General features: G+C 69.4%; 24 protein-coding genes. 9 read left to right on the plus strand and 15 right to left on the minus strand.

The genetic code is table 11. The features are described from left to right. Window positions 1–36: 36 nt before the first annotated feature. The 3 genes from glgB to ACE3OG_RS09790 form a co-directional block, all read right to left on the minus strand. Window positions 37–2,271: a 1,4-alpha-glucan branching protein GlgB gene (glgB, locus tag ACE3OG_RS09780; RefSeq protein WP_374308058.1), complete on the minus strand. Its 2,235-nt coding sequence runs from the start codon at window positions 2,269–2,271 to the stop codon at window positions 37–39. Further along, a complete protein-coding gene (locus ACE3OG_RS09785) occupies window positions 2,268–4,766 on the minus strand; it encodes a glycogen/starch/alpha-glucan phosphorylase (protein ID WP_374308060.1) in 2,499 nt (832 codons plus the stop codon). The genes glgB and ACE3OG_RS09785 overlap by 4 nt, the downstream gene beginning before the upstream one ends. Window positions 4,767–5,043: 277 nt before the next feature. Then, window positions 5,044–6,558, minus strand: a complete 1,515-nt coding sequence (locus ACE3OG_RS09790; protein WP_374308062.1) for a sensor histidine kinase — start codon at window positions 6,556–6,558, stop codon at window positions 5,044–5,046. Between the two features lie 264 nt (window positions 6,559–6,822). On the opposite strand from ACE3OG_RS09790, the gene ACE3OG_RS09795 reads away from it, so the two are divergent. Beyond that, the gene (locus ACE3OG_RS09795; protein ID WP_374308064.1) at window positions 6,823–7,449 is read left to right on the plus strand and encodes a phosphatase PAP2 family protein; all 627 of its coding nucleotides are present in this window, start codon (window positions 6,823–6,825) and stop codon (window positions 7,447–7,449) included. On the opposite strand, the gene ACE3OG_RS09800 is transcribed toward ACE3OG_RS09795, so the two are convergent. Next, window positions 7,416–7,958 carry an NUDIX hydrolase gene (locus tag ACE3OG_RS09800; protein ID WP_374308066.1) on the minus strand — a complete coding sequence of 181 codons (543 nt, stop codon included), beginning with the start codon at window positions 7,956–7,958 and terminating at the stop codon, window positions 7,416–7,418. The genes ACE3OG_RS09795 and ACE3OG_RS09800 overlap by 34 nt on opposite strands. A 197-nt stretch (window positions 7,959–8,155) precedes the next feature. Next, on the minus strand, window positions 8,156–8,641 hold the full coding sequence (locus ACE3OG_RS09805) for a YaiI/YqxD family protein (protein WP_374308068.1): 486 nt from the start codon (window positions 8,639–8,641) through the stop codon (window positions 8,156–8,158). 52 nt (window positions 8,642–8,693) lie between these two features. On the opposite strand from ACE3OG_RS09805, the gene ACE3OG_RS09810 reads away from it, so the two are divergent. Further along, window positions 8,694–10,292, plus strand: coding sequence for an alpha-amylase family glycosyl hydrolase (locus tag ACE3OG_RS09810; protein ID WP_374308070.1), 1,599 nt, complete (start codon window positions 8,694–8,696; stop codon window positions 10,290–10,292). Here ACE3OG_RS09810 and ACE3OG_RS09815 read toward each other — a convergent pair. Genes ACE3OG_RS09815 through ACE3OG_RS09825 form a run of 3 tightly spaced genes read right to left on the minus strand, consistent with a single transcriptional unit; the run spans window position 10,276 to window position 13,396 of the window. After that, a complete protein-coding gene (locus tag ACE3OG_RS09815; RefSeq protein WP_374308071.1) occupies window positions 10,276–11,268 on the minus strand; it encodes a D-2-hydroxyacid dehydrogenase family protein in 993 nt (330 codons plus the stop codon). The genes ACE3OG_RS09810 and ACE3OG_RS09815 overlap by 17 nt on opposite strands. After that, window positions 11,265–12,506 carry a DUF5666 domain-containing protein gene (locus tag ACE3OG_RS09820; RefSeq protein ID WP_374308073.1) on the minus strand — a complete coding sequence of 414 codons (1,242 nt, stop codon included), beginning with the start codon at window positions 12,504–12,506 and terminating at the stop codon, window positions 11,265–11,267. Before ACE3OG_RS09820 ends, ACE3OG_RS09815 begins: the two co-directional genes overlap by 4 nt. Then, window positions 12,503–13,396: a DUF6502 family protein gene (locus tag ACE3OG_RS09825; RefSeq protein WP_374308075.1), complete on the minus strand. Its 894-nt coding sequence runs from the start codon at window positions 13,394–13,396 to the stop codon at window positions 12,503–12,505. Before ACE3OG_RS09825 ends, ACE3OG_RS09820 begins: the two co-directional genes overlap by 4 nt. A 117-nt stretch (window positions 13,397–13,513) precedes the next feature. Between ACE3OG_RS09825 and ACE3OG_RS09830 the strand changes: the two genes are divergently transcribed. The 3 genes from ACE3OG_RS09830 (at window position 13,514) to ACE3OG_RS09840 (ending at window position 15,534) form a co-directional block, all read left to right on the plus strand. After that, window positions 13,514–13,780 carry a hypothetical protein gene (locus ACE3OG_RS09830; RefSeq protein ID WP_374308077.1) on the plus strand — a complete coding sequence of 89 codons (267 nt, stop codon included), beginning with the start codon at window positions 13,514–13,516 and terminating at the stop codon, window positions 13,778–13,780. Window positions 13,781–13,855: 75 nt separating this feature from the next. Next, complete coding sequence (locus tag ACE3OG_RS09835; RefSeq protein ID WP_374308079.1) at window positions 13,856–15,301, plus strand: glycosyltransferase; 1,446 nt, start codon at window positions 13,856–13,858, stop codon at window positions 15,299–15,301. A gap of 110 nt (window positions 15,302–15,411) precedes the next feature. Continuing rightward, entirely contained in the window at window positions 15,412–15,534 is a 123-nt protein-coding gene (locus ACE3OG_RS09840; protein ID WP_374308081.1) for a hypothetical protein, read from the plus strand. Window positions 15,535–15,540: 6 nt separating this feature from the next. On the opposite strand, the gene ACE3OG_RS09845 is transcribed toward ACE3OG_RS09840, so the two are convergent. Next, the gene (locus ACE3OG_RS09845) at window positions 15,541–16,401 is read right to left on the minus strand and encodes a PPK2 family polyphosphate kinase (RefSeq protein WP_374308083.1); all 861 of its coding nucleotides are present in this window, start codon (window positions 16,399–16,401) and stop codon (window positions 15,541–15,543) included. A gap of 147 nt (window positions 16,402–16,548) precedes the next feature. Here ACE3OG_RS09845 and ACE3OG_RS09850 point away from each other — a divergent pair, with 147 nt between their 5' ends. Continuing rightward, a complete protein-coding gene (locus ACE3OG_RS09850; protein WP_374308084.1) occupies window positions 16,549–17,496 on the plus strand; it encodes a quinoprotein relay system zinc metallohydrolase 2 in 948 nt (315 codons plus the stop codon). A 145-nt stretch (window positions 17,497–17,641) separates the two neighbouring features. Here ACE3OG_RS09850 and minE read toward each other — a convergent pair whose 3' ends face one another. The 3 genes from minE to minC form a co-directional block, all read right to left on the minus strand. After that, entirely contained in the window at window positions 17,642–17,956 is a 315-nt protein-coding gene (gene minE, locus ACE3OG_RS09855) for a cell division topological specificity factor MinE (protein WP_374308086.1), read from the minus strand. Continuing rightward, on the minus strand, window positions 17,953–18,774 hold the full coding sequence (gene minD / locus ACE3OG_RS09860) for a septum site-determining protein MinD (RefSeq protein WP_374308088.1): 822 nt from the start codon (window positions 18,772–18,774) through the stop codon (window positions 17,953–17,955). The genes minE and minD overlap by 4 nt, the downstream gene beginning before the upstream one ends. A gap of 76 nt (window positions 18,775–18,850) precedes the next feature. Beyond that, complete coding sequence (minC, locus tag ACE3OG_RS09865; protein WP_374308090.1) at window positions 18,851–19,612, minus strand: septum site-determining protein MinC; 762 nt, start codon at window positions 19,610–19,612, stop codon at window positions 18,851–18,853. A 193-nt stretch (window positions 19,613–19,805) separates the two neighbouring features. Here minC and ACE3OG_RS09870 point away from each other — a divergent pair, with 193 nt between their 5' ends. Next, on the plus strand, window positions 19,806–20,495 hold the full coding sequence (locus tag ACE3OG_RS09870) for a hypothetical protein (RefSeq protein WP_374308092.1): 690 nt from the start codon (window positions 19,806–19,808) through the stop codon (window positions 20,493–20,495). 10 nt (window positions 20,496–20,505) lie between these two features. After that, window positions 20,506–21,843 carry an N-succinylarginine dihydrolase gene (gene astB / locus ACE3OG_RS09875; protein ID WP_374308094.1) on the plus strand — a complete coding sequence of 446 codons (1,338 nt, stop codon included), beginning with the start codon at window positions 20,506–20,508 and terminating at the stop codon, window positions 21,841–21,843. Between the two features lie 77 nt (window positions 21,844–21,920). On the opposite strand, the gene ACE3OG_RS09880 is transcribed toward astB, so the two are convergent. Next, window positions 21,921–22,574: a glutathione S-transferase gene (locus ACE3OG_RS09880; RefSeq protein WP_374308096.1), complete on the minus strand. Its 654-nt coding sequence runs from the start codon at window positions 22,572–22,574 to the stop codon at window positions 21,921–21,923. Between the two features lie 140 nt (window positions 22,575–22,714). Here ACE3OG_RS09880 and ACE3OG_RS09885 point away from each other — a divergent pair, with 140 nt between their 5' ends. Next, window positions 22,715–23,932 (plus strand): polyhydroxyalkanoate depolymerase, encoded by a 1,218-nt coding sequence (locus ACE3OG_RS09885; protein WP_374308098.1) that lies wholly within the window; start codon window positions 22,715–22,717, stop codon window positions 23,930–23,932. Between the two features lie 16 nt (window positions 23,933–23,948). Here the strand turns inward: ACE3OG_RS09885 and ACE3OG_RS09890 are convergent, their stop codons facing one another. Both ACE3OG_RS09890 and ACE3OG_RS09895 read right to left on the minus strand, forming a co-directional pair. Continuing rightward, complete coding sequence (locus ACE3OG_RS09890; RefSeq protein ID WP_374308099.1) at window positions 23,949–25,124, minus strand: acyltransferase family protein; 1,176 nt, start codon at window positions 25,122–25,124, stop codon at window positions 23,949–23,951. Between the two features lie 65 nt (window positions 25,125–25,189). Then, entirely contained in the window at window positions 25,190–26,716 is a 1,527-nt protein-coding gene (locus ACE3OG_RS09895) for a hypothetical protein (RefSeq protein WP_374308101.1), read from the minus strand. Window positions 26,717–27,000: the final 284 nt, after the last annotated feature.

A 27,000-nucleotide genomic window follows, 5' to 3' on the forward strand; every position in this document is an offset into this window, starting at 1 on the left:
TTTCCGCCGGGCGGCGCGAGGCCGCTCGCGGACGCTTCACGCGTCGGCCACGAGGAACAAGGTGGCGAGGGGGGGAAGGGTGAGGCGCACGGAGGCGGGCTGGCCGTGCGCAGGCTCGGCCGTCGCCTCGAGCGCGCCGCAGTTGCCCGCGCCCGAACCCCAGTAGCAGGAGGCGTCGGTGTTGAGAGCCTCGCGCCAGCGTCCGGCGGCGGGCATGCCGAGAATGTAGTCGTGGCGAGGCTCCGGCGTGAAATTGCTGACGACGACGACCGGCGGGTCGCCGTCCTCGCCGTAACGCGCGAAGGCGAAAACGGATTGCGCGGCGTCGTCGCCGACGATCCATGAGAAGCCGCCAGGCTCATTGTCGCGCCGGTGGAGCGCCGGCGTCTTCTTGAGAAGGCGGTTCAGGTCCCGCACGAGCGCGCGCACGCCCGCATGCGCGTCGGCGTCAAGCAGGAACCAGTCGAGCTCGCCTTCTTCGCTCCATTCGCGCCGCTGCGCGAACTCCTGGCCCATGAACAGGAGCTTCTTGCCGGGGTGGCCCCACATGAAGCCGTAGTAGGCGCGCAGGGTCGCGAACTTGCGCCAGTCGCCGCCCGACATCCTGGCGAGCAGCGAACCCTTGCCGTGTGTAACCTCGTCGTGGCTGAGCGGCAGCACGAAATTCTCGGAGAAGGCGTAGACGAGTCCGAAGGTCATCCGGTCGTGCGACCATTTCCGGTAGATCGGATCGAGCTCCATGTAGTCGAGCGTGTCGTGCATGAAGCCCATGTTCCACTTGAAGCCGAAGCCGAGGCCGCCGCTCGACGTCGGGGCTGTGACGCCCGCCCAGGCGGTGGATTCCTCGGCGAACGTCGCGACGCCCGGATGCTCCTCGTAGACGAGCTCGTTGAAGCGCTTGAGAAAGGCGACCGCGTCGCGGTTGTCGTTGCCGCCGTCCGCGTTCGGCGACCACTCGCCGGGCTGGCGCGAATAGTCGAGGTAGAGCATGGAGGCGACGGCGTCGACGCGCAGCCCGTCGATATGGTAGCGCTCAAGCCAGAACAGCGCGTTGGCGATGAGGAAGCAGGACACCTCGCGCCGGCCGTAGTCGTAGATCGCCGTGTTCCAGTCCGGGTGGAAGCCGCGCCGCGGGTCGGCGTGCTCGTAAAGCGGCTCGCCGTCGAACGTGGCGAGGCCGTGCGCGTCGACGGGAAAATGCGCCGGGACCCAGTCGAGGATCACGTAAAGGCCTTCGGCGTGGGCGCGGTCGACGAAGCGCGCGAAGGCGGCCGGATCGCCGAAGCGGCTCGTCGGCGCGAAGAGGCCGATCGGCTGATAGCCCCAGGAGGCGTCGAGCGGATGCTCGCAGACCGGCATCAGCTCGACATGGGTGAAGCCCATGTCCTTCGCGTAGGGGATGAGTTGGTCGGCGAGCTCGTCGTAGGTGAGGAAACGGCCGTTCTCGCCGCGCCGCCATGAGCCGAGATGGACCTCGAGCACGCTCATGGGCTCGCGCCAGTGCTCGCGCCGCGCGCGGGCGTCGAGGAACTCGGCGTCGGTCCAGGGAAAGTCGCGGATTTCGGCGACGATCGAGGCCGTGGAGGGCCGCAGCTCCGCCGCGAAGCCGACCGGGTCCGCCTTCAGCGGCAGCAGCCGTCCGTCGCGCGCGACGATTTCATATTTGTAGTTGGTCCCCGCGCCGACGCCGGGCGCGAAGATCTCCCACAGCCCGGAATCGACGCGCTTGCGCATCTGGTGCAGGCGCCCGTCCCAGCGGTTGAAGTCGCCGACCACCGACACGCGCTGCGCGTTGGGCGCCCAGACGGCGAAGCGCACGCCGGCGGCGCCCTCGACGCGCGTCACATGGGCGCCGAGCTTGTGGTGCAGCGCCCGGTGCGAGCCCTCGACGAGCAGATAGTCGTCGATCGGGCCGAGGACGGGCCCGAAGCGGTAGGGATCGACGTAGGTCCACGCGCCGCCCGGATTTTCCGCCTCGAGCTCATAGCGCAGGGGCGGCGCGGCGGTTTCGAGGAAGCCTTCGAAGAAGCCACCGCCGCGGTCAGCGAGGGGCAGGGCGCGCCCGTCCTCGAACACGGCGCGCAGCTTCGAGGCGTCGGGCGAGAAGGCGCGCACGACCACGCCGCCGCCGGCCGCGTGCAGGCCGAGCACGGCGAAAGGGTCGGGGTGGCGCGCGGCTCTGATCGCGTCGATCGAGTCGTCGTCAAGCCGCCAGGCGCAGAATTGCGCGCCCGGCGGCTCGGCGGCCGCGTCTGCTTCGCCAGCCGTCATGCGCGGCCGGGCGCGGTCGTCGGCACGTTCCATATCTCCACGGCGTATTCGCCGATGGTGCGGTCGGAGGAGAACCACCCCATGTTGGCGGTGTTGATGATCGTCGAACGTCGCCAGCCCTTCTTGTCGCGCCAACGCCTGAAGACGTCGCGCTGCTTCGCGTAGTAGCTGTCGAAATCGGCCGTCACGAGGAAGAAGTCGTGGTAGGTTAGGGCGTCGACGAGCGAGCGGTAGCGGTCCGGCTGCTCGGGCGAGAACACGCCCGAGCCGATCGCCTCCAGCGCGTCGGAGAGCCGCTGCGAGCGGGCGATCGCCTCCTGCCCGCTGATCGATTGGGCGCGCCTCGCCGCCACCTCGTCGGCGGCGAGGCCGAAGATGAAGATGTTGTCCGGCCCGACGTGCTCCAGAATCTCGACGTTGGCTCCGTCGAGCGTGCCGATGGTGAGCGCGCCGTTGAGGGCGAGCTTCATATTGCCGGTGCCTGAAGCCTCCATGCCGGCCGTCGAGATCTGCTCGGAGAGATCTGCCGCCGGGATGATGCGCTCGGCGAGGCTGACGTTGTAGTTAGGCAGGAACACGCATTTGAGCAGGCCGCGCACCGTCGGATCGGAGTTGACGACGCGGCCGACGTCGTTGGCGAGCTGGATGACGAGCTTGGCGGTGGCGTAGCTCGCCGCGGCCTTGCCGGCGAAAATCTTCACGCGCGGGATCCAGTCGCGATAGGGCTGCGTGCGAATCTCCTCGTAAATGGCGACGGTTTCAAGAATGTTCAAAATCTGCCGTTTGTATTCGTGGATGCGCTTGATCTGAACGTCGAACAGCGCGTCCGGGTTCAGCTTCACGCCGACGCGCTCCTGCACGAGGCGCGCGAGCGCGACCTTGTTCGCCCGCTTGACGGCCGCGTAGCGTTCCTGGAACGAGGCGTCGTCGGCGAGCGGCTCGATTTTCTTGAGCGCCGTCGCGTCGTCGAGCAGGCCGTCGCCGACGACCTCCATAAGCAGCGAGGTCAGCGCCGGATTGGCCTCCTTGAGCCAGCGCCGGAAGGTGACGCCGTTCGTCTTGTTGACGATCTTGCCCGGATCGGCGGCGTCGAGGTCGTGGAACACGGTCGTCTTCATGAGCTCGGAATGCAGCGCCGAAACGCCGTTGACCTTGTGGGAGCCAAGGAAGGCGAGATGGCCCATGCGCACGCGCCGCCCGTGCGCCTCGTCGATCAGCGACAGCGCGGCGAGCTTCTCGGCGACGCCGCCCCCGCTCTTCGCCATCCTGTCGAGATGGATCGCGTTGATGAGATAGATGATCTGCATGTGGCGCGGCAGCAGCCGCTCCATCAGCGGCGCCGGCCAGGTCTCGAGCGCCTCCGGCAGAAGCGTGTGGTTGGTGTAGCTGAAAGTGTTCCTGGTGATCGTCCAGGCCTCGTCCCACGGGACGTCGTGGCGGTCGACGAGCACATGCATCAGCTCGGCGACGCCGATCGCCGGATGGGTGTCGTTGAGCTGGATCGAGGCCTTGTCGGCGAGGGTGCGGATGTCCCCGAACAGGGAAAGGTGCCGGCGCACGAGGTCCTGGATCGAGGCGGAGGCGAAGAAATACTCCTGCCGCAGGCGAAGCTCCTGGCCGGCCGGGCTGGTGTCGCCCGGGTAGAGCACCTTGGAGATCGATTCGGCGCGCACCCGGTCCATCAGCGCGCCGACATGGTCGCCGCTGTTGAACATGTCGAGGCGCAGCGGATCGGGCGCGCGCGCCGCCCACAGGCGCAGCGTGTTGATATGCGCGCCGCGCCAGCCGGCGATCGGCGTGTCGTAGGCGATCGCCTGCACCGTTTCGGCCGGCATCCACACCTGCTTGGGCTCGCCGTCAGGGCTGGCCTGCGCCTCGATGTGGCCGCCGAAGCCGACGCCGTAGACGATTTCCGGCCGCTGGAACTCCCACGGGTCGCCGAGCGAAAGCCAGTCCTCGGGATATTCGAGCTGCTTTCCGTCCTTGATGCGCTGGCGGAACAGGCCGTGGTCGTAGCGGATGCCGTAGCCGTAGGCGGCGATCGAGAGGGTCGCCATGCTCTCCATGAAGCAGGCGGCGAGGCGGCCGAGGCCGCCGTTGCCGAGCGCCGCGTCGGGCTCGACCTCGCGCAGGTCGTCGAGGTCGACGCCGAGCTCGGCGAGGGCCGCGCGCGTCTCGTCGATCAGCTGCATGTTGGTCAGCGCGTCGATGAGCAGGCGGCCGATCAGAAACTCGAGGCTGAGATAATAGACGCGCTTGACGCCGGAGGCCTTGGCGCGGACGATCGAGGAGAACCAGCTGTCGACGACCTTGTCGCGGACGCTGAGCGCAGTGGCGATGAACCAGTCGTGCTTGCTGGCGGACGCGACGTTCTTGCCGACGGCGTAGCGCAGCTTGGCGAGGATGAGGTCGCGGATTTCGGCGACCTTGGGCGATTGCGGCGCGTCGCTCGGGGAAGGGGCGGTCGCAGGGGACGTGTCGGCTGCGGATTCCATCGTGACGGCGCTCTTTCTGGTTCTGCGGCGCGTTCGCCGCGGCGGACGCTCCCGACGAGCAAGGCGCAGGCCAAGCAGGGGACGCAACCGCCTCGCCGCCGCGAATCGGGCCGCGCCCCGCCAAAGTCTAGCGCGTTCCTCGCGCGCGTGAACCGCCGCGCGGCGCGAGCGCCGCCGCAGGCGCTCCCGGAAGACGAGAGGCGGGCCGAGTCAAGGAACGGCGCTCGCGGCGAGCCGCAATCTGCGGCGCCCTGCCTCAACTTGCGCCTTGCGGCCGTCAACGCGGCCCGCGCGCCGAAAAATCCTCGAAGCTCGCGAGGCCGACGACATGCGCGACGCCGGGCGTTTCGCCGAGAAAGGGGAGGAGCAGCCGCTCGAAGAAGAAGGACCGGTCCGGCCCGAGGTCGAAATAGGCGTAGTCGTAGGCGGGACGCGCCGAGGCGACGCAGCGGCGATAGGCGCCGTCCTGCGCGTCGAGCATCGCCTGCGCCGAAGAGGACGAGCCACGGCCCGGCGAAGCCGCGCCGAACCGTTGGCGCAGCGCCTCGCCGATCGCGATGAGGCGCACGGCCGGCGGCTTCTCGGAAACGTCGACGTCCGCGAGAATGAGATGGTCCTTCGGCTCGATCTCGCCGAGCGGCATGTCGGCGAGGCGGGGCGGCCGCCCCTCGCGCGAAAGCCCCGTCCACAGGTTCTGCAGCCGCTCGAGCGAGGGCGAACGCATGCGCTCGGGCCGCGGCGCGTCGCGCCCGGAGGGGTCGACGATTTGCGAGGAGGGCGCCGCGAGGCGCCAGCGCACGCCTTCCGGGCGATAGTCGAGGCTCGCCTCTCCGCGCAGCGCCTGGCCGGCGACGCGCTGGATGACCGTCGAGCCGAAGCCGACACGCTGCGGCGGCGCCACGGGTGGGCCGCCGCGCTCGCTCCAGGTCAGGACGAACAGCGGCTCGCCGCCCGCCTTTCCCTCCGCGTCCGCCGGCGGCTCTATCCGCCAGGCGATCGAGACGACGCCCGTCTGGTTGGAGAGCGCGCCATATTTGGCGGCGTTGGTCGACAGCTCGTGCAGCGCCATGCCGATCATCTGCGCCGCGTCGGGCTTGAGCCGCGCGCGGAGGCCGGAAAGCGCGATCCGGCGCTGCGCCGGGTCCCAGTGATGGCCGAGCTGCGAGAAGATCAGGTCGACCATCGACACGCTCATCGCGTTGGCGCGCGCGAGCAGGTCGTGGGAGAGGGCGAGCGCGCGCAGCCGCTCGGTGAACCGCGCGACGAAATCGTCCTTGGAGGCGCTGGACTTCGCCGACTGGCGGGCGATCGACTCGATTACGGTGAGGAGGTTCTTGGCGCGATGGGAGAGCTCGCGCAGCAGTATCGAGGACTGCTCCGAGCGCGCATGCGCCGCGGAGACGTCGCGCATCGCGCCGACGCGGGCGGTCCGCGCCCCCTCGCGCAGGTCGCGCCCCTCGGCGGCGATCCAGCGCAGCGTTCCGTCCCGCGCGTCGCGCGCCCGGAATTCGACGCTGAACGGCGCAGGGTCCGCCGCGCCGGAGCGAAGGGCCGTCGAGGCGGCCGGCAGGTCCTCGTCGCACACCTGCGCCAGCAATTCCGCCAGCGGAACCGCCTCGTCCGGCTCGCGTCCCCACAGAGCGGCGGCGAGCGGATCCAGCGCGCAGCTTCGGCCGCCGGACTCGATCCTGAACACGCCGATCGAGGCGGCCTCGAGCGCTGCGCGCGCAAGGCCTGCGTCCTGGCCGAACGGTGCGCCGGCCGCGGGCAGGGCTCGCGCTTTGGTGCTCATGACGCCGCCTCGATGGCTGGTCTCGCCGCTCGTCGCCGGGCGCGCCGGCGCCCCCGGTTTGTTCTGGGTCCTTTGTGCCACAGCCCGCGCGCGCGCGCCAGCGTCCTCGCGATCTGGCCCGAACGTGAACGCCGTCCGGTCAGGCTGCGCTTGACGCCGTCGGGCCTGCTCGGCGATCCTTGGCCAAACATTCCTGGGCGACGGAAGAAATGTCGCATCGACGCGCTCTATTGCGTCCGGGCGAGCCGCCCGCGGGGATGAAGCATGGTGTCGCCGATGTACGACGAGGCCCAGCGCGGCCAGGAAAGCGTTCTTGACGACGGGTCGGCCGGCGCGCCCGTCGGGCCGGCGTCCCGCTGGGCGAGGTCGAAGCGGCGGCTCTCCTCCGTCGACCTCCTCGCCGTCCATTTCTTCTCACGGGCCGGCCGCTGGCGGCTCGGCCGCGCTTCGGCCGTGCTCATCAGCAGGCTCGGAAACGGCTGGATCTATCCGATCCTCGCCCTGATGCTCGTCGCCCATCTTGGCGCCAAGGCGCCGCGCGTCATCCTCGCGGCCGGCGTCAACGCGGGGCTGCTGCACCTCCTCTATCCGCGCCTCAAGCGGCTGATCGCGCGGCCGCGCCCCTTCCGCAGCGACGCGCGCGTCGCCTCGCTTTCGGGCGTGCTCGACGAGCATTCGTTTCCGAGCGGACACGCCATGACGTTGACGGGCGTGCTCGTGCCGATCGTCATGGTCTGGCCCGATTGCCTGTCCGCCGCCGTCGGCCTGCTTTTCCTGATGGGCTGGGCGCGCATGGCCACCGGCCACCACTATCCGAGCGACGTCTGCGCCGGCGCCGGCATAGGCTTCGTCATCTCCTACCCGATCTCCGTCTGGGCGCTAGGCGTCTGAGGCTCGGCGCCCGCCGCCGAAAGAATCTCGAGCCGCGCCTTTTTGCCGCGCTGGCCCTTGGGCGCCGCCTTCGACGCGAAGCGGGCGATGAGCAGGCGCAGCCCTTCGTCTCCGACGAGCGCGCACGCCTGCCGCGGTTCGACCCAGACGACGTCGCGCTGGCGCGATTCCGGCCAAAACCTGAGCTGCGTCTTGACCTGCAGGAGAAAGACCTTGACGAGGCACACGACGTCCGGCGCGCCTTCGAGGGTCTTGCGAAACCGGAACGACCCGAACGGCTTCTCGAGCGTCTGGCCGCGCACGCCGGCTTCCTCGAACGCTTCTTGAGCCGCCGCCCTCGCCGCCGTCATGCCCTTGATGGGAGCGCCCTTGGGAATGATCCAGCGCCGCGTGCGCCGGGTCGTGATCAGCAGAATCTGCAGCTTGCCGTCCTCGCCGACACGCCAGGGCAGGGCCGCATACTGCACGTTCGCGGGAGCCGACCCCTTTTCTGATTTCGATTTGGCCAATACGCGTCATCCTCCCGGCGCGGTCTGAGCCAAGGCGCCTGGTCCTCTTCGCGCTCTCGGCGCGGCGCTCTTAAAATATAGATGCCGACATAGCGCGCATGCACAAAAAACAACCATGTGACTGACGCGAAACTATGCGCGGGGCGTCCGGCCGCCGCCGCAATGAGCTGGCCGCGACGACCTCGCCGCAAGCGGCGTCATGAAAAGCCGCGCCTCCTCAGCCTCACCACGGCGAGGTCGAGCGCGGCGAGAAACGCCGAGCGGTCCTTGCGCGAGAAGGGTTTGGGCCCGCGCGTCTGCTCGCCCGCCTCGCGCAGCTCGGCCATCAGGTCGCGCGTCGCGAGGGCGAGCCCGACGTTGGCGGACGTGAACGCCTTTCCCGTCGGCGAGATCGCCTCGCCGCCCGCCGCGACGCAGCGCGCGGCGAGCGGCACGTCCGCCGTGATCGTCACCGTTCCGGGCGCGGCGCGCGCGGCGATGAAGTCGTCGGCCGCGTCCGCGTCCGCCGCGACGACCGCGCGCTCGACGAAAGCCGCGCGCGGAACCAGAATCGGCCGATTGGCGACCACCACGACCCTGACGGCGCGCCGCTCGGCGACGCGGTAGACCTCCTCCTTCACCGGGCAGGCGTCGGCGTCGACGAAAATCGTGATCGGCGAGGCTTGCGCGTCGAGGCGCGTCATATGACTGTTCCCGGGTCAGCGTTCGAGGAGCGGTCTTGATCGACAGCGGGGCATGAGCGAGGCCGGAACGCCGGCGCGTCCCGAATGGTGGCGCTCGGCGACGATCTATCAGGTTTATCCGCGCTCCTTCCAGGATAGCGACGGCGACGGCGTCGGCGACCTCAAGGGGGTGCGGCGGCGTCTGCCCTATCTCGCCTGGCTCGGCGTCGAGGCGGTCTGGATTTCGCCCTTCTATCCCTCGCCGATGCATGATTTCGGCTACGACGTCGCCGAATATTGCGACGTCGATCCGCTGTTCGGAACGCTCGCCGACTTCGACGCGCTTCTCGCGCAGGCGCACGCCCTCGGCCTTAGGGTCATTCTCGACTTCGTGCCGAACCACACCTCGATCGAGCATCCGTGGTTCAAGGCGGGGCGCCGCCGCGACCCTGACAAGGCCGACTGGCACATCTGGCGCGACCCCGCGCCCGGCGGCGGGCCGCCCAATAACTGGCTCAGCCATTTCGGCGGCCCGGCCTGGACCCTCGATCCGGTCCGGGGCCAGTATTACCATCACGCTTTCCTGCCCGAGCAGCCGGACCTCGACTGGCGCAATCCGGCCGTGCGGGAGGCCATGCTCGACGTGCTGCGCTTCTGGCTCAGGCGCGGCGTCGACGGCTTCCGCGTCGACGTGATCTCGCAGATCGTCAAGGACGAGGCGCTGCGCGACGATCCGCCCAATCCGTCGTGGACCGAGGGCCGGCCGCAGTTCGAGCGGCTGCTGCGGATTCACTCCGGCGACCGGCCGGAAGTCCATGATCTCGTCGCGCAAATGCGCGCCGTGCTCGAGGAATTCGGCGAACGGGTGCTGATCGGCGAAATTTACCTGCCGCTCGAACGTCTCGTCGCCTACTACGGCGAGGGCTTGCGCGGCGCGCATCTGCCGTTCAACTTCCAGCTCATCGAGACGCCGTGGTCGGCCGAAGCCGTCGGCGCCGCCGTCGAGGCCTATGAGGCGCTGCTGCCGCCGGGCGCCTGGCCGAACTGGGTGCTGAGCAACCACGACCGGCCGCGCATCGGCGCGCGGGCGGGAGAGGCTCAGGCGCGCGTCGCCGCCATGCTGCTGCTCACCCTGCGCGGCACGCCGACGCTCTATTATGGCGACGAACTCGGGATCGGCCATGTCGACATCCCGCCCGAGCGCGTCAGGGACCCGTGGGGGCTGCGCGAGCCTGGCCTCGCCGTCGGACGAGATCCCGTGCGCACGCCGATGCAGTGGGACGACGGCCCGAACGCCGGCTTCGCCACGGGCGAGCCGTGGCTTCCGCTGACGCCCGACTGGCGCGCGCGCAACGTCGAGGCGCAGGCGCGCGACCCGGCCTCGCCGCTGTCCCTGACGCGGGCGCTGCTCGCGTACAGGCGCGCGCATCGCAGCCTCGTGTTCGGCTACTGGCGGCGTCTGCCGGCCGGGCCGGGGCTCCTCGCCTACGCGCGCGAGGACGGCTCCGAGCGGCGCCGCGTCGTCCTGAATTTCACGCATGCGCCGGCGCGCTGGAGGCTCGACGCGGCGCCCGCGCGGATCGCGCTTTCCACTTTCTGCGATCGCGAGGGCGAAGCTGTCGGCGACGAGCTCGCCCTGCGCCCGGACGAGGGCGTCATCCTCGCGGAGTGAGCGCCGGATGGGGCAGGGGCCGCCCGTCCAGAAAGGCGAGGATCGCGGCGACCGCGTCGCCGTAGAAGATGCGATAGACGCTGTCGGCCACATAGCCGACATGCGGCGTCGCCAGAACGTTCGGCAGCGTTCGGAACGGGTGGCCCGACGGCAGCGGCTCCTCGTCGAAGACGTCGAGCGCCGCGCCGGAGATCATGCCTTCGCGCAGCGCCGCGACCAGCGCCGCCTCCTCGACGATCGGCCCGCGCGAGGCGTTGACGAGCAGCGCCGAAGGCTTCATGCGCGCGAGTTCGGCGGCGCCGATCAGGCCGCGCGTGCGCGCGCTCAGCACGAGATGGATGGTGAGGACGTCGGCGCGCGCCAGCAGCTCGTCCTTGCCGACGAGGCGCGCGCCTACGGCCTGCGCGCGCTCGCTCGTCAGGTTCTGGCTCCAGGCGAGAACCTCCATGCCGAAGGCGCGGCCGAGGCGGGCGACCTCGCCTCCGATGGCGCCGAGGCCGAGCACGCCGAGCGTCGCGCCCTTCAGCGTGCGGCCGAGCGCGCCCTGCCATGCGCCGGCGCGCAGGCGCGCGTTCTCCGAGGCGATATGGCGCGCCCCGGCGAGGATAAGGCCCCATGTGAGCTCGATCGTCGAGGTCGAGGAATAGCCGGTCGGCGCGACGACGATCCCGCGCTCCGCCGTCGCCTTGAGGTCGATCGAGGCGTTGCGGCGCCCAGTGCTGACGATCAGCCGCAGGCGGGGCAGGCGCTCGACGAGCGCGCGCGGAAGCGGCGTGCGCTCGCGCATGACGCAGACGATGTCGAAGGGCGCGAGCCGCGCCGCGAGCGCGTCGGCGTCGGCGAGATGGTCGTGAAAGACGGCCACCTCGGCGCGGCGCTCGACGGCGCTCCAGTCCGCCATCTTCAGCGCGACGGACTGGTAGTCGTCGAGTATGGCGATCCGCGGCCGCGCCGCGGCGTCCTCGTCCGCGCTCATCGCGGTCCCCCTCCGCCCCCGCCAAAGCCGCCGCCGCCTCCGCCGAAGCCTCCTCCGCCAAAGCCGCCTCCGCCGAAGCCGCCCGGCGGCGGAGCGCCCGGCTGCCCCGATGCCGGCCCATGGAAGCCGCCGCCCGTCGGGGGGGCGCCGGAAGGTCCGGGCGCTCCCGAGGGCGCCGCGCCCCGGTTCGGGTCGAAACCGCCCGGCGGGCCGCCGCCGAAGCCGCCGGCCGGGCCGCGCGACCCTGAACCGCCTGCGGGCCCGCCTCCGGAAGGCCCGCCGCCCGCAGGCCCGCCTCCGCCGCGCGGCGCGCCGCCGGGAGCCCCGCCGGGGCCGCCGCTCTCGCGCACCGAGTCGACCCGCCAGCCCTGCGCGCCGCGCGTCGCGGTCACGATCGCGCGCGTCGGCTGGCCGAGCGGAAGCCCGGCGAGCGCGCCATCGAGCGGCACGCCGGAGCCGGCGACGAGCCCGGAGGAGGTGCGCTCGACATAGGCCTCCATCGAGAGAGCGCGCACGCCTGGGCCGAACAGCGCGGTTTCGTCCTGCGCCTGCGACACGGCGAAGGCGCCGTCGCGCTCCGTCCCGCGCACGAGGACGCGGCGCCCGACGAGCGTCGGATCAATTCCCGAAAGCCTCATGCCGCCGATGGCGAGCGCGCCGTCGGAGAGGACGCCGACCGGGCCGACGATCTGCTGAACGCCCGGCGCGCGCTTCTCGACGAGGCTCGCGGCGATCGCGCCGTCTGGCCGGCGCAGCCCGCTCACCGCGACGAAATCCCCGGCGCGCCACTTTCCGCCCTTGCCGGCGGGAAGCGCCACGCGCTGGCCGAGCACGGCGAGGGCGCCGCCCTGCGCCTTCTCGATCGGCCCGACCACCTCGCTCGTCACGTCGATGCGGCGCGTCGTCAGCGCCTTGCCGGCGTCGAGCGCGACCGTGCGCACGACCTGCCCGACGCGCAGGTCCGCGGCGCTCGCCGGCGCATCGTCGATCCGCACCTCGGCGTCCTGCGGGTAGGAGATGCGCATGCCGTTGACGATGATGCTGCCGAAGCCGCGGATGGTGCCGACGACGCCGGTGCCGCCGATGCCGCGGTCGCTGAGGTCGCCGCCGGGCGCGGAGCCGCCCTGGCCCTGTGAGCGGGGATCGGCGGCGACGCGGACGGACAGCGCGCCGAAGCCCGCCGCGCCGAGAAGGGCGGAGAAAAGCCGCCTGCGGGTGAGGCCGCGCCTGTCTTTCACGAGTCTTCGCCTCCGGCGTTCCGCCGCTCCCGGCGCGGCTTGGCGGCCTCTTTCGGCTTGGCGGGCCCGTCCGCGGCGGCCGCGTCCTCACGGTAGACATATACGCCCATGATCCAGCGCGAGCCGCCGCCGGGGTCGCTCTCGCAGGAAAGATGCGCCTCGCGATTGGCCTCTTGCAGCGCCCGCAGGGCGATTTCGCGGCTCTTCGACTCGAGCTCCACGGAAATTTCGCGCGACAGGCCGCCATAGTGAACCGCCCGCTCGAGGAAGCGCGGCCCGTCGAGCACGTTGGCGACGGCCGCCGCCGCGTGATCGTGCAGGTTGCGGCCGAGATAATAGAGCTGCTCGTCGGCGCCCTGCGGCGGCACGAAAGCGTCCTGCAGCAGCGCGACGCGGCCCTCGGCGTCGATCGCCGCGATTTTCCGGTCGAGCCATTCGTCGAGCACGGCGCGCGGACGCACGTCGCGCGTGACCGAAGCGACGAGATCGTCGAAGGACGCGCGTCCGCCCGGCTCGGCGGCGCGGGCGAGGGCGCGCGGGCGCCCGTCCGCGTCGAGATATTCGGGCGCGGCGAGCCAGCGGGCGATGATCGCGCTCGTCCGCGACACGGCCGCCGGCGCCGCTCCGACCGGCGCGCCCGCGCCGCGCAGGCGGCTCACCTCCTTGCGGTGCACGCCCGTCAGCAGGCTGACGCGGCTGTCCGTCTGCTCCTTGTCCGGCAACGCGAAGTCATGCTCGGCGACGTTCACGTACAGCTCCCGAAGAAGCTCCGCCACGCTCGGAAACGTGAGTCCGGAGCGGATGAACAGACGCACGAGCGGACGCAGCAGCCGCGCGACGGGCGTGTGCAGGCGCTCGGGATTGGGCGCGGCGGGCGGCGTCTCATTCATTGACGCAGCTATGACGACAAATCCTGTGTGACACAATCCCACGGACAGTTGACGTGGGAAAAAATCCCACATAAAAGAAAGGCCGTGGCTTAAATCGCACAGCCCAAGGAGCCTCCAATGCCGCCCATCGCTCTCCCGAACGCACGTCGCCCCGCTCCTGCGTCGCATCGCGGCGCTCTCGTCCGCGCGCTCGTCTTCATCGCCTTCAGCGCCGGCCTCGCCGCGCCGATGGCCCTTGGCGGACGCGACGCGGACGACGGCGCGCGGCTGCGCGGCTATCCGCGTCTCGACCTGTCCGCGCAGGCGTCTCCCTTCGGCGCGGCCGCGCCGCTCGGACGCGCGGCGTTCGCCGCGCCGGCGAAGGCCTGCTCGGCCGACCTCTAATCCCTGTCCTCCCTGACCTCAGCGACGACGGCCGCCCGCGCGCCGCGCACGGCTGCGTTCCCGAAAGGCGAATCCATGTCCGCGTCCCGTCTTCTCAGCTCGGCCGCCGCGTTCTCCCTCTCGCCGGCGCATCTCCTGCGCGCCCTGTTCAGGGACGCCGAATCGCCGCTGCGCCGCCGCACGGCCGCCGCGCGGGAGGCGTCGCGGGCGCGCCCCGACGCGGCGCCGTCAGCCGAACCGTCAACGGACGAGGCTGCGCCGCGCGTCGTGATCGACCTCTCCGACGTGCTCTGCCATGCGATCTGGCATGGCGCCTGCGCCGGCATTCCGCGCGTGCAGCTCGAGATCGCTTCCGCCCTGTTGCGCTCCAATCCCAGAGCGAAGGCGTTCGGCCGGCGCAATGGCGTGTGGACCGATCTTGGGCCGCTGATCCGCGCCGCGAAAGGCGACGCGGACCGGACGTTCGCCCTGCTGAAAGAGCAGTTCGCCGACGTGCGCTGGTCCTTCGACGGCGCCAGGCTGCTGTGGCGGCGCCGGCGCGGCGCGCTGCGCCTCGAGCGCAGCCGGCAGGCGCCGGAAATTCGGCCGCAGGACTGCCTGTTCGTCGGCGGCGCCTTCTGGATCGACCGCGACGTCGTCAAGCTCTGCCAGGACGCGGCCGGCGCCGGCGCCTATCTCGTCGTGCTGTTTCACGACGTCATTCCGCTCGCCCTGCCGTCCTTCACCGGCCATGATTTCCGGCGCGAATATGAGGATGTGCTGAGCCTGCCGGCGCATTTCGTCGTCACCACCGAGCTCAACCGCTGCGAGCTGAAGCGCGCGCGCCGCCGCATCGACGGCTTCGGGGCGCGCGTCGCTTCGAGCGTCGTCCCGCTCGCCGACGAATTCCCCGGCGCGGCCCGCAACGCGCCGGCCGGCGCGCCGCCCGCGCGGCTCGCCGACCTCGCCGGCGGCGATTTCGCGCTGTGCGTCGGGACCATCGAGATCCGCAAGAACCACAACGCCCTGCTCAACGTCTGGGAGGAGCTCGCGCAGGAGCGGCGCGGCGCGCCGCCGACTCTGGTCGTCGCCGGACGCCGGGGCTGGAAGGCCGATGCGACGCTGCGCCGCCTCGACGCGCTCGAACCCGGCGGACCGATCCGCTTCGTCGAGGCGCCGAGCGACGAGGAGCTGCGCTGGCTCTACGCCTCCTGCCAGTTCACCGTCTTCCCGAGCCTGTTCGAGGGCTGGGGCTTGCCCGTCGGCGAGAGCTTCTGGTTCGGCAAGCCCTGCGCGGCGTCGAACTCCGCCTCGCTCGAGGCCGTGGCCCGCGACCTCGTCGAGCCGTTCTCGCCGCATCACGAAGACGACATGAAGCGCGCCGTGACGCGCCTCTTCGACGAGGGCGCGCGCGCCGCGGCCAGGGCGCGCGTCGCCGCCGCGCCGCTGCGCCGCTGGGCGCAGTTCGCCGCCGACGTCGAGCGCGTGATCGCCGAGCGGCGCCCGCCGAGCGAGCCGATCCTGCGGCCCGGGCGCGGCTGAACCCCGGAACTTTTCCAGCCTCGCCACGGTTGCTTCCGCCGCCGATATGCTGCGGCGCAAGCGATGCGAGGGTTAATGACGGCGGCTGAAAATGACGTTCTGACGACGGCGTGCGCTCCGTTCTCGACGCCGAGGTGGCGCGGCTCGCCCTCGTCGAGGCGCCCGACGACGCCTCGTTGATAGACGTCGACACGCAGGAGGAGCTCGCCCGCCCGCAGGCGCTCGCGCTTTAGCCCTCGCTAGCTCCTGCGCTCGTTCGCCTCCTCGACCGCCGCCGAATGATATTTGCGCCTGATGTCCTCGAGATCGACCGCAGGCTTAGGGTACGCCATCTTGAGGCCCTCCAGCGCCGCGACCGCGATCTCGGCGATCGCAAGGTCGCGAAACCATTTGCGGTTCGCCGGAATCACATGCCATGGCGCCTCCGGGCGGCTCGTCGCGGCGAGCGCCTCCTCATAGGCGCGCTGGTAATCCGCCCAGTAAAGGCGCTCCGCATAGTCCGATTCGGCGATCTTCCAGTTGCGCTCGGGGTCCGTGAGCCGCTTGCCGAAGCGCGCGAGCTGCTCCTCCTTGCTGATGTGCAGGAAGAATTTGACGATCCTGACGGCGTTCTGCGCGAGCAGCCGCTCGAAATCGACGATCTGCTCGAGCCGGAGCGCGGCGTCCTTGTCGTCGAGGTCGCCGTGGGCGCGATTGACGAGGAAGTCCTCATAATGCGAGCGGTTGAAGATCGCGATCGAGCCGAGCTCGGGCGCCCGCATATGGACGCGCCAAAGGAAGTCGTGGCGCCGCTCGACGGGCGTCGGCTCCTTGAAGCTCGTGACGATCACGCCCTGCGGATTGAACGCGTTGAAGGCGCCGCGGATCGCGCCGTCCTTGCCCGCCGCGTCCATGCCCTGAAGAACGACGAGAAGCGCGTGCTCGCGCTGCGCATAGAGCACGGTCTGCAAATGGGCGAGCCGCTTCGACGCCGCCTCCAGACGCGCCTTGGCGGCCTCCTTGTCGGCGACGCCTGGCGCCGCGTCGGGATCGAGGTCCTTCAGCTTCACCTTCGCGCCGGGCTCGACCCTGAGCGGCGCGTCATAGCAGGGTTCGCTCACCTTCGCGCCTCCGCCAGATGGAGTCGCGAGAGTTCAGCCTCCGGGCGCTCCGGTCAACCGTCTTGCGCCGGCGCGGCCTTTGACGCAGGCCGGCGGGCCGCGTTAACTGGAGAAAACGCGCGGATCAACGCTCGGGAGGGAGGCGACATGGCTGCTGGCGGCCTCACGCGGCGGACGCTGCTCGAAGCGGGCTTCTGCCTGTGCTGCCTCCCCTCGCTCGCCCGTTCGTCCTTCGCCGCGACGGCGCCGATGGAGACGCTTGAGGTGACGCAGGGCGTGCATGTGCGCGTCGGCGCGACAGCCGACGCGACCGAGCAGAATCAGGACGCCATCGCCAATCTCGGCTTCGTCATGGGACGGGACGGCGTGCTGGTGGCGGATCCCGGCGGCAGCCTCGCCGACGGCCTCGCCCTGCGCGCGGCGATCCGGGCGAAGACGGACAAGCCGATCAAATATGTCTGCATGAGCCACATCCACCCCGACCATATCTTCGGGGCGGCGGCCTTCGTCGAGGACAAGCCCGTCTTCGTCGGCCATCGCAACCTGCCCGAGGCGATGCGCCAGCGCGGCGACTATTATCGCGAAAGGCTCGCCGAGATCGTCGGCGAGGAGAACGCCGGGACCGTGGTCCAGCCGACCCTCGTGGTGGAGAAGGGCGTGGAGCTCGACCTCGGCGACCGCATCGTCGACGCGCAGGCGCACGCGACCGCGCACACGACCTGCGACCTCACGCTCGTCGACCGCTCGACGGGCGCGCTGTTCACCGGCGACCTGGTCTTCGTCGATCGTGTCCCCTCGCTCGACGGCTCGCTGCCGGGCTGGCTCAAGGAGCTCGAAGGGCTGAAGCGCATCAAGGCGGCGCTCGCCGTTCCCGGACACGGCCCCGCGTCGATCGCATGGCCTGCGGGCGCCGCCGACATCGAGCGCTACCTGACGACGATGAAACGCGACGTCGAAAAGGCGATCGCCGACGGAACGCCGATCGAAGCCGCGTCCGAGACGGCCGCGCAGGAAGAGCGCGGCCGCTGGAAGCTGTTCGACGACTACAACGGCCGCAACGCCATAGCCGCCTACAAGGAGCTCGAATGGGGCTGAGGCTCCGGCGCGGCCTTCGCGCGCAGCCGCGCCTGGCGTCGCCGGCGTGCGCGCTTCGCTTCAGCGCTTAACGCCTCGCCCGAAGCATGCGCCCGCGCCGCCGCCTCCTGCGCCGGGGATGCGGCCTCGTGCGTCGGGCGCGCCGTCAGGCCGCTTCCGGCGTCACGCCGCGAAGTTTTTTTTTAGCCTCGTCGTCGGCGCGCAGGTTGACGCAGAGCGTAGTCGGCACCTCGACCTCGACCTCGAGCGTCGAGACGGGGTCGCCCGTCTGCATGTGCACCTTGATGGATTCGGCCTCGACCGGGAAATGCTTCGCGATCACCGCGAGGATTTCCTCGCGCAGCGTCGAGATGAGGTCCGAGTTGCCGACCGCGCCGCGCTCATGCGCGAGCAGGAGCTTCAGCCGGTCCTTGGCGACGGGCGCCGTGGTCGGCTTCTTGAAGAAGCTGATGAAATTCATGCCGCCCTCCGTCCAAAGATCCGGCCGAAGAGGCCGCCCTTCTTCTCGCTCGGCGGCGTCACCACCGTGAGCTTCTCGCCGTTGAGCCGGCGGGCCGCCTCGAAATAGGCGCGCGCCGGCGCGCTCGGCTGGGCGGCGAGGGTGACCGGCGCGCCGACGTTCGAGGCGCGCAGGACCTCCTCGCTCTCCGGGATGATGCCGATGAGCGGGATCGACAGGATCTCGAGCACGTCGTCGACCTTCAGCATCTCGCCGCGCTCGGCGCGCGCCTGGTCGTAGCGGGTGATCAGGAGATGCTTCTCCAGCCGGTCGCCACGCTCGGCGGCGACCGTCTTCGAGTCGAGCAGGCCGATGATCCTGTCCGAATCGCGCACCGACGAGACTTCCGGGTTCGTCACCACCACCGCGACGTCGGCGTGGCGCATGGCGAGCGTCGCGCCGCGCTCGATGCCGGCCGGGCTGTCGCAGATGATCCAGTCGAATTTCTCGCGCAGCTCGCCGACCACCTTGGCGACGCCCTCGTCGGTGAGCGCGTCCTTGTCGCGGGTCTGCGAGGCGGCGAGCAGGGAGAGCGTGTCGAGCCGCTTGTCGCGGATCAGCGCCTGCGCCAGCTTGGCGTCGCCCTGCGCGACGTTGATGAAGTCGTAGACGACGCGCCGCTCCGCGCCCATGACGAGGTCGAGGTTGCGCAGCCCGACGTCGAAATCGACGAGAGCGACTTTCTTGCCGCTCTTCGCCAGCGCGACGCCGAGAGCCGCCGTCGAGGTCGTCTTGCCGACGCCTCCCTTACCCGAAGTGACGACCAATACCTTGGCCATATGCGCTCTCTCCCCTCCATGGCCGCGCCGGTGGAAGCCCCCCGGCGCCATGCGTTCCGCGCGCCGCGACGCGGCGCTAATCCTGCGTTGAAATCAGAAGCTGGTCGCCTTCGAGCCGCACCTGCGCCGGCTTGCCGCGCGGCGCGGCGTCCATGTCGTCGGCGGTGAGGTAGAGGCCGTCGATGGCGAGAAGCTCCGCTTCGAGCTTGCGGCAGAAGATGCGCGCGCCCGCCTGGTTCGCCCCGGCGATGGCCCGACCGCGCAGCGCGCCATAGACATGGATGGAGCCGCCGGCGACGATCTCGGCGCCCGAGGCGACCGAGCCGACGACGATCACGTCGCCTTCGAGGTGCTCGACATACTGGCCCGAGCGCAGCGGCTCCTCGATGAGCAGGGCGTTGGGACGCTGCGGCGCGGCCGGCTCGGAGATCGGCGGAACCACAGGCTCGATCGCCCGTGTGATCGGCTCGACATTGGCTGGCAGAACTTGGGCGGGCTGCGGCGCGCGCGGCGTCTCGTTGACATAGCGCCCGCCCGAGGTGAACGGCGGCGGCATGCCGAACTCGCGCCATTGCGGGTCGCCGTGCTCGATGCCCATGACCTGGATGTCGCGTTCGAACAGCGCCTTGACGAGGTCGAGGGCCTCCTGCTTGTCGAGCGTGACGGCGTGCAGGTCGAGCACGATCGGGCGCCCGACGAAGAAACGCGGCGAGCGCTCGGCCCAGGCGTCGAGCTCGGCGAGCCAGTCCTCGAGCGGCGCCTGCGGCGCCAGCGCCATGGCGTGGAAGGAGCGGCTGTGGAAGCGGATCGAGTGGCGAGGACGGGCTGCGGCGGTCACGTTGGCCCCTTTAAGAATCTATTATTTAAAGTTAAGGCAACCTTGGTTAACGCCGCGTTAAACCTCGGCGTCGCGAAAGCGGGCGGCCGCGTCGCGGCCTGGCGGCTCGCCGCGATGAAAACTTCAATTTTACGCCAGGCGGCGCAAATCTAGGGGGAGGCGCCCGCGCCGGGCGCCGCCTTGAGGGCTGCGCATGGACCTTGGCGCGACCGTGACGACCGCGAGGCCGGACGATCTCGAGGAGATTTTCGTCCTGCTGCGCTCGGGCCGCGACGAGAAGCTTCTGCGGCGGCCGGACGCCGACTATGTGGAGGCGATCGGGGCCGGCCTCTTCTGCCTGGCGCATATGGGCGAGCGGCTCGTCGCCGTCGCCGGCGCCTTCGTTCTTTCCGCCGAGCCTCCCGCGATCGTCGAGATGGGCAGCTGCTACGTCGCACCATGCGCGCGCGGTTTCGGCCTGCAGAAGCTGTTCGTGCGCGCGAGGGTGGCCTCGGTCGCGGCGCTCGTTGACCCGAACGCGCGGATCATGACCGCCGTCTCGCCGCAGAACCTTAACTCGCGGGCGTCCGTGCTCAAGGCCGGCTTCGCGCCGCTCGAAGGCGACGCGCGCCTCCTGACCGAGCTGTGCGCCTACTGTCCCACGCGGCCTGACGCCTGCTCGAATCGGCTCTGCTGCTGCGACTTCTTCTATATCCCGCGCGAGAAGCAGCTCGGCGAGATCGCGGCGCTGCTCGAAGAGCCCGTCGTGACGGTCGCGCGCGGCAACGGCGAGCGCCTGCGCGTCTCGATCGAGGTCGACGCGCTCAAGGGCGCGGCGCGCGAGCGGCTCGAGCGCCTCGTCCCGCGTTTTTCCTCTCCCTCGCCGCAAAAGGCCGCAGTCTGAGGGGGAACGCATGACCTTCGAGGTGAACTTCGACGGGCTGGTCGGGCCGACGCATCAATTCAGCGGCCTTTCGGAGGGCAATCTGGCTTCGCTCGCAAGCCGCGGGCGCGTCTCCGACCCGCGCGCCGCCGCCCTGCAGGGCCTCTCCAAGATGCGGCGCCTGATGCGGCTCGGCCTGAAGCAGGCCGTGCTGCCGCCCCACGAGCGGCCCGACGTCGAGACGCTGCGCCGGCTCGGCTTTCCGGGCTCGGACGCCGCCGTCGTCGAGGCGGCCGCGCGCGCCGATCCGCTGCTTCTCGCCAACGCATCGTCGGCGTCGAGCATGTGGACGGCCAACGCGGCCACGGTCTCGCCGAGCGCCGATTGCGCGGACGGGCGGGTCCATCTGACGCCCGCCAATCTCGCGGCGAAGCTCCATCGCTCGATCGAGGCCGGCTTCACGACGCGCGCGCTGCGCACGATCTTCGCCGACGCCGGGCGCTTCGTCGTGCATGATCCCGTCCCCGCCGGCGGCGCGATGGGCGACGAGGGCGCGGCCAACCACATGCGGCTCGCGCCCGGCCATGACGCGCCGGGGGTGGAAGTCTTCGTCTATGGCCGCTCGGCCTTCGAGAGCGGGGAGGGCGGGCGCCGCTTCGCCCCGCGCCAGGCGAAGGAGGCGTCGCAGGCCGTCGCGCGGCTGCACGGGCTCGATCCCTCCCGCGCGCTGTTCCTTCGTCAGGCGCGCGCCGCCGTCGACGCCGGCGCCTTCCATAACGACGTCGTCGCGGTGGCCAACGGGCGGCTCCTGCTCGCGCATGAGCTCGCCTTCGAGGACGGAGCCGCCGCCTTCGAGGCGATCGCGCGCGCTTGCCCGTTCGAGATCGGCTTCGCGATCGCGCGCGAGACGCAGGTCCCGCTTGCGGAAGCGGTGGCGAGCTACCTGTTCAACAGCCAGCTCGTCGCCCGTCCCGGCGCAGGCGGGGCGATGAGCCTGATCCTGCCCGAGAACGTGAAGGGCTGCGCGGCCTCGCTCGCCTTCGCCGAAGACCTCGCCGCCTCGGGCGGGCCGATCGACGAGCTCGTCTTCGTCGACCTGCGCGAGAGCATGTGGAACGGCGGCGGCCCGGCCTGCCTGCGCCTTCGCGTCCCGCTCACGGCCGGCGAGCTGCGCGCGCTCGGCGGACGCGTCGTGCTCGACGAGGCGCTGCTTCAGCGGCTGGAGGAGTGGGTGAGGCGGCGCTACCGCGACCGGCTTTCCGCCGCCGATCTTGGCGATCCATTGCTGCTCGAGGAAAGCCGCGCCGCCCTCGACGAGCTCACGGCCCTGCTCGACCTTGGCTCGATCTATCCCTTCCAGCGGGGATGAGCCGAAGCCGCGGCGCCCAATTCTTCGGCGCGCTGACCAAGGGCGCGGCGGCCAGAAGCGCCGCTTCGCGCGGAAACTCAGAATTCGACCTCGAGCTCCTCGACGTCGGCCGGCTCGGCCTTGGCCGCGTGGATCCATTCCTGAAGCTCGGGCATGGCCATGATCGTGTCGCAATAGGCCAAGGACCTCGGGTCGAGCGGAACGTGATAGGTGCGAAGGCGCGTCACGACCGGCGCGTACATGGCGTCGGCGAGCGAGCGTTCGCCGAGGAGATAGGGGCCGCCGTAAAGGTCGAGATGCTCGCGCCAGATCGTCGTGATGCGGTCGATGTCGGCCTGCGCCCGCGCCCACACCTTGAAGTTCGGGAAATCGCCCTTGAGGTTCATCGGCAGGGCGGAGCGCATCGGCGCGAAGCCCGAATGCATCTCGCCGCTGATCGAGCGGCAGCGGGCGCGTTTCTCGCGGTCCGCCGGCAGCAGGCCGGCGGCGGGCATGACCTCGTGCAGATACTCGCCGATCGACAGCGTGTCCCAGATCTTCAGCCCCTCGTGCTCGAGATTGGGCACGAGAAAGGACGAGGAGAGAAGAAGCAGCTCGGCCCGGGTCGCCGGGTCGTCGCTGGAGACCGTCCGCTCGCTGAAGAGCAGGCCGGAGAATTTCGTCGTCAGCCAGCCGCGCAGCGACCATGAGGAATAGTTCTTGCTGCTGATGGTCAGTATGGCCTCGCTCAAACTTCACCTCGTTCCGTCAGCCCGTCCCGCCGCCTCGTCCCTTCGCGGCGCCCTGAGCTTCCACATTTTCGAGCATTTTGCGTGCCGCGAAAATTCCTGACCCTCACGCCGGGCGAGCGTCCCAGACCGGATCCCGCCAGATGATCTATGAAGCCTATCGCGCGCAGGCCGACATGCTCGGCGTCTGGCGTCAGCTCGCCGCCTCGATCAGCGCCGCGCTCCGCCGGCCCGCGCCCTTCGTCGGCGAGCTCTGCTCGTCGCGCAGGATGGGCGGCGTCCTCGAGGCCTTCGCCTCGCTCGCCGTGACGCACGAACGCCCGCCGTTCGCGATCACCGAGGTTTTCGACGGGAGCCAGCTCGTCCCCGTGAGCGAGGAGGTCGTCGCCTCGACGCCGTTCGCCGACCTCCTGCGCTTCAGGAAGGAGACGTCGGCGCAGCAGCGCAAGGCGCTGATCGTCGCGCCGATGTCCGGCCATTTCGCCACGCTGCTCAAGGCGACGGTCAAGACGATGCTGCAGCATCACGACGTCTATGTCACCGACTGGCGCAACGTGCGCGACATTCCCATGGCGGCCGGCGCCTTCGGCTTCGACGACTATGTCGAGCACGTGATCAAGTTCCTGCGCGTCCTCGGGCCGGCCGCCCACGCCGTCGCCGTCTGCCAGCCCTGCGTCGGCGTGCTGACCGCGGTCTCGCTGATGGCCGAGGACGACGATCCCATGCAGCCGGCGAGTATGACGCTGATGGCCGGGCCGATCGATACACGGGCGAGCCCTACGAAGGTCAACGAGCTCGCCCTGTCGAAGCCGATCGAATGGTTCGAGCGCAACCTCATCGCCCGCGTGCCGTCGGCGCACGCAGGGACGGGGCGAAGGGTCTACCCGGGCTTCATGCAGCTCGCCGCCTTCGTCGGCATGAACCCCGACCGGCACATGCGCTCGTTCAGGGACATGGCCAAGGCGATCGCCGAGAACGACGAGCCGAAGGCGAAGCTCATCAAGGATTTTTACGACGAATATTTCGCCGTCATGGACCTGCCGGCGGAATTCTACCTGCCCACCGTGCGCATGGTGTTCCAGGAGCATCTGCTGCCGCGCGGCGAACTCACGGTGCGCGGGCGCCTGGTGCGCCCCAAGGCCATCCGCCGCACGGCGCTGCTCACCGTCGAGGGGGAGCGCGACGACATCTGCGGCCTCGGCCAGACCCTGGCCGCCCAGGATCTGTGCTCAAGCCTTCGTCAGCACATGAAGTCGCATCACGTGCAGACCGGCGTCGGCCACTACGGAACCTTCAGCGGGCGGCGCTGGAGCAACGAGATCTATCCGAGGCTGCGCGACGTAATCGAGATGACGAGCTGAGGCGCGGGCGGGCGCTTCAAAGCCGGTCGATCGCGGCGAAGAATACGTTCGACGCCCTGATCGCGAAGCGCTCGACCGTCCGGAAGGCCATCGCTGCCGCGATGGCCGCGGCGAGCGTAGCCAGCATGATCGCATAGGCCGTTGGACGCGTGACGACGCCGTCCGAAAACGCCGCGATGACGAGAAACGACTGAAGCGAGACGATGATCGGGAAGTGCACGAGATAGATCGGGAACGAAAGCTCGCCGATGAAATGCGAGAGCCTGTTGTCGAATAGCCTCTGCAGCCAGCCTGAGCTATAGACCGCGAAGAGGAAGATCGCCGCCGCGAGCGTGATGCGGTGCGCCACCGCCCCCTGCGGCACGGGCAGGATCGGATAGAGCGACACGCCGAGCGCGACGTCGAAGACGATGAACAGAGCGGCCCAGTTCGCCGCCCTGTGCGCGGCGATCCGCTCGAACACGCCCTTCGCCCGCATCTCGCCGAAGATCATGCCGATCGTGAAGCCGAGCAGGAACGGGTTGTAGATCGCCATGAACGGCGCGGTCAACGCGTAGACGGCGGCGCGCTGGCGCGTCGTGCGGGTGAGAAAGAGCGTGGCGAAGACGAACATCGAGCCGAGCATCTCGGCGCTCATCGTCCACAGGAACGGATTATATTTGAATTCCGGCGTCGGATCGAAATAGACGCCGAACAACGTGTAGGAGAGAAAGGTTCTGACGCTCGCCTCGAAGTTGAGCATCCCCCCGAGCCAGTCCTCGCGCTTGAGGATCGGCGTCGCCTCATGCGAGAAGATCAGCCCGCCTTTCATCAGCAGGAAGACGGCGAGGCAGGAGACGAAGATCGGGATCGTCAACCGGACATAGCGCTTGATCGCGAGCTTGCGCACGATCCCGAGGTCGCCGCGCATGAAATAGCCGTGCGCCAGAACTTCGCCCGAGAGCACGAAGAATACGGCGACGGCGAAGGCGCCGTTGAAGACGAAATTCGTCCACGGCGCGTTAAGCTCGGGAAGCGCATGCCCGAACATTTCATGGCAGACGTGGAAGAACAGCACCTGCACCGCGGCCCAGCCGCGGATCGCGTCGAGCATATGGAGCCGCAGCTTGGGCGCGAGCTTGGGAGGGGAGGCCGCCGGAGTCGACGACGAAGAAGCCGCGTTTCGCCGCCGCGCGTCCACGATGGTCTCCATCGGGTCTCCTTCAGATGTGACGTGGGGGCAAGCTCAGGGACGCCTGGCGGAGGTGGCGGCGCGCGTCAAATCTGCACCGAAGACGTCGTCACGTGGGCGGACGGGCGCGCCCGCTGCAGACGGCTCCGACGCCGTGTTCCGCCAAACATGATCGCATAGATCGCAAGCAGCACGACGAAGATTACCGGCAGTCCGCGCAGGATGATATTCAGGAAGCCATCCGAGGTGCCCTCCGCGAATTCGGTCTGCAGCGTGGCGATGAGGAAAATGGCGACCGGCGTCGCCCTTCGCAGGCTGCAAAAGCGGGCGATCGCCAGCAGGGCGAGCAGCAGGAAGATCATCGGATAGAGGACAAGGCCGAGCGGTCCCCAGGCGACATATCCTTCGGACGGCATTCCGAACACCATATAGGTCGTCTTGGGATATGTAAGCATCCCGACACGCCAGCCGAGCCAGTCGCCCGTGCTCACCGCCTCCTTCTGGAAGCCCAGGAAACCGGGCATGACCTGTGAAACGCTTTTCTCGACGACGGGATAGCCGATCCATTCGCGCGTGCGCATCCCGTTGATCACGGCGTCGACCAAGGCCACGAAGGAGAGCCGGTTGCCGATGTTCGAGCGGTCGCCAAAATAATCATAGTCGGCGTCGTCGGGATCTTCCAATGTCTTCTGCAACGTCACATTGTCGACGAGCACCTTGCGGAAAGTCGAATCCACGACCATCCGCCCCATGGTCGACATGGCGACGTCCGCGAACGCGGCGGGCGGAAGCTCTTTCTGCGATCGCAGATATAGCGTGAGCGGGCTCAGGAAGCTTGAGAAGAAGACTACGAAAATGAGGCCGGCGACGATCAGTTTCGCCGAGATCGCGCGGTAGACGAAACCGACGAGCGCCACGGCGATGATGCAGTCCAACAGAAAACCACGCTGATTCATCATAACGACGATGAGGAACAGCATGCCAAGCATGCAGGCGAGCATCGGCGAGATCAGGGACTTGCCGTTGGAAAGCTGGACGGCCCGCATCGCCTCGGCGCTTAGCGAGAGAACAGCCATACCTGAAATGGCCGCCGCCGCCACAAAGAGCGGGCCCGCGTTGCCTCCGCCCCCGTCGGACTTGCTTTTCGATCCGATGATGAGCAGGGCGACGAGGCCGATCGAAAAGGTCGCCATCGCGAGCCTGCGCAGGCTCGCGGGATCGGTCGGAAAGGGAAGAAAGTCGCGCTTAGGGTCGAATTTGCGCGCGATCAGCACGACGAGCGTCGTAACCGTGACCAGCAGCGCCGTCGCCGCATAGGAATCAGCGGCGTTGAAAAGGTGCGTGTCGAGCGGCTGCCAATATAGTGTCTTTAGAATCATTCCTACCAATAGATAGCGTACGCTGAAGATAAGGGCGAAAAAGGAATAGGGCTCGCCGCCATAGAGATGGAGGGGGATGAACGAGACGAGCACGCCGGCGACGCCGAGCGCGACAACGAGCGGCGACGCGCCGATGCAAAGCTGCGCCGCGCCAAGCGCCAGAAGTCCGGCGAGGGGAATGAGGATGGAGACGCGGGAGTTCTTGAGATTACCGGGATCAAGCGCGATAGCCATTGCCGACGGTCTCCAGCGTCACGTCGAAAGCGCGGCTCAGGCGTTCGGCGTTTCAGGCGGCCGCGCGGGCGACGCCCGAAATGAAAAAGGCGTTTAAAGGATGTGTAAAACTCATGCCGCCCTAAAATGCAAATATTATGACGAAGGCGCGCCGCAGGCTGCGCCTTGAGTCGTGGCCGCGTCAAATTTACGCGGTCGATTGCGCGATAACTCGGTCCTCGTCCGCGGCCGCGCCCCTCTTGAGCCGCAGCGCAATATATAGCCTGGCGACCCCGCGCAATTCT

Origin of the sequence: Methylocella sp., assembly GCF_041905455.1 — a bacterium.
Lineage (GTDB): Bacteria > Pseudomonadota > Alphaproteobacteria > Rhizobiales > Beijerinckiaceae > Methylocapsa.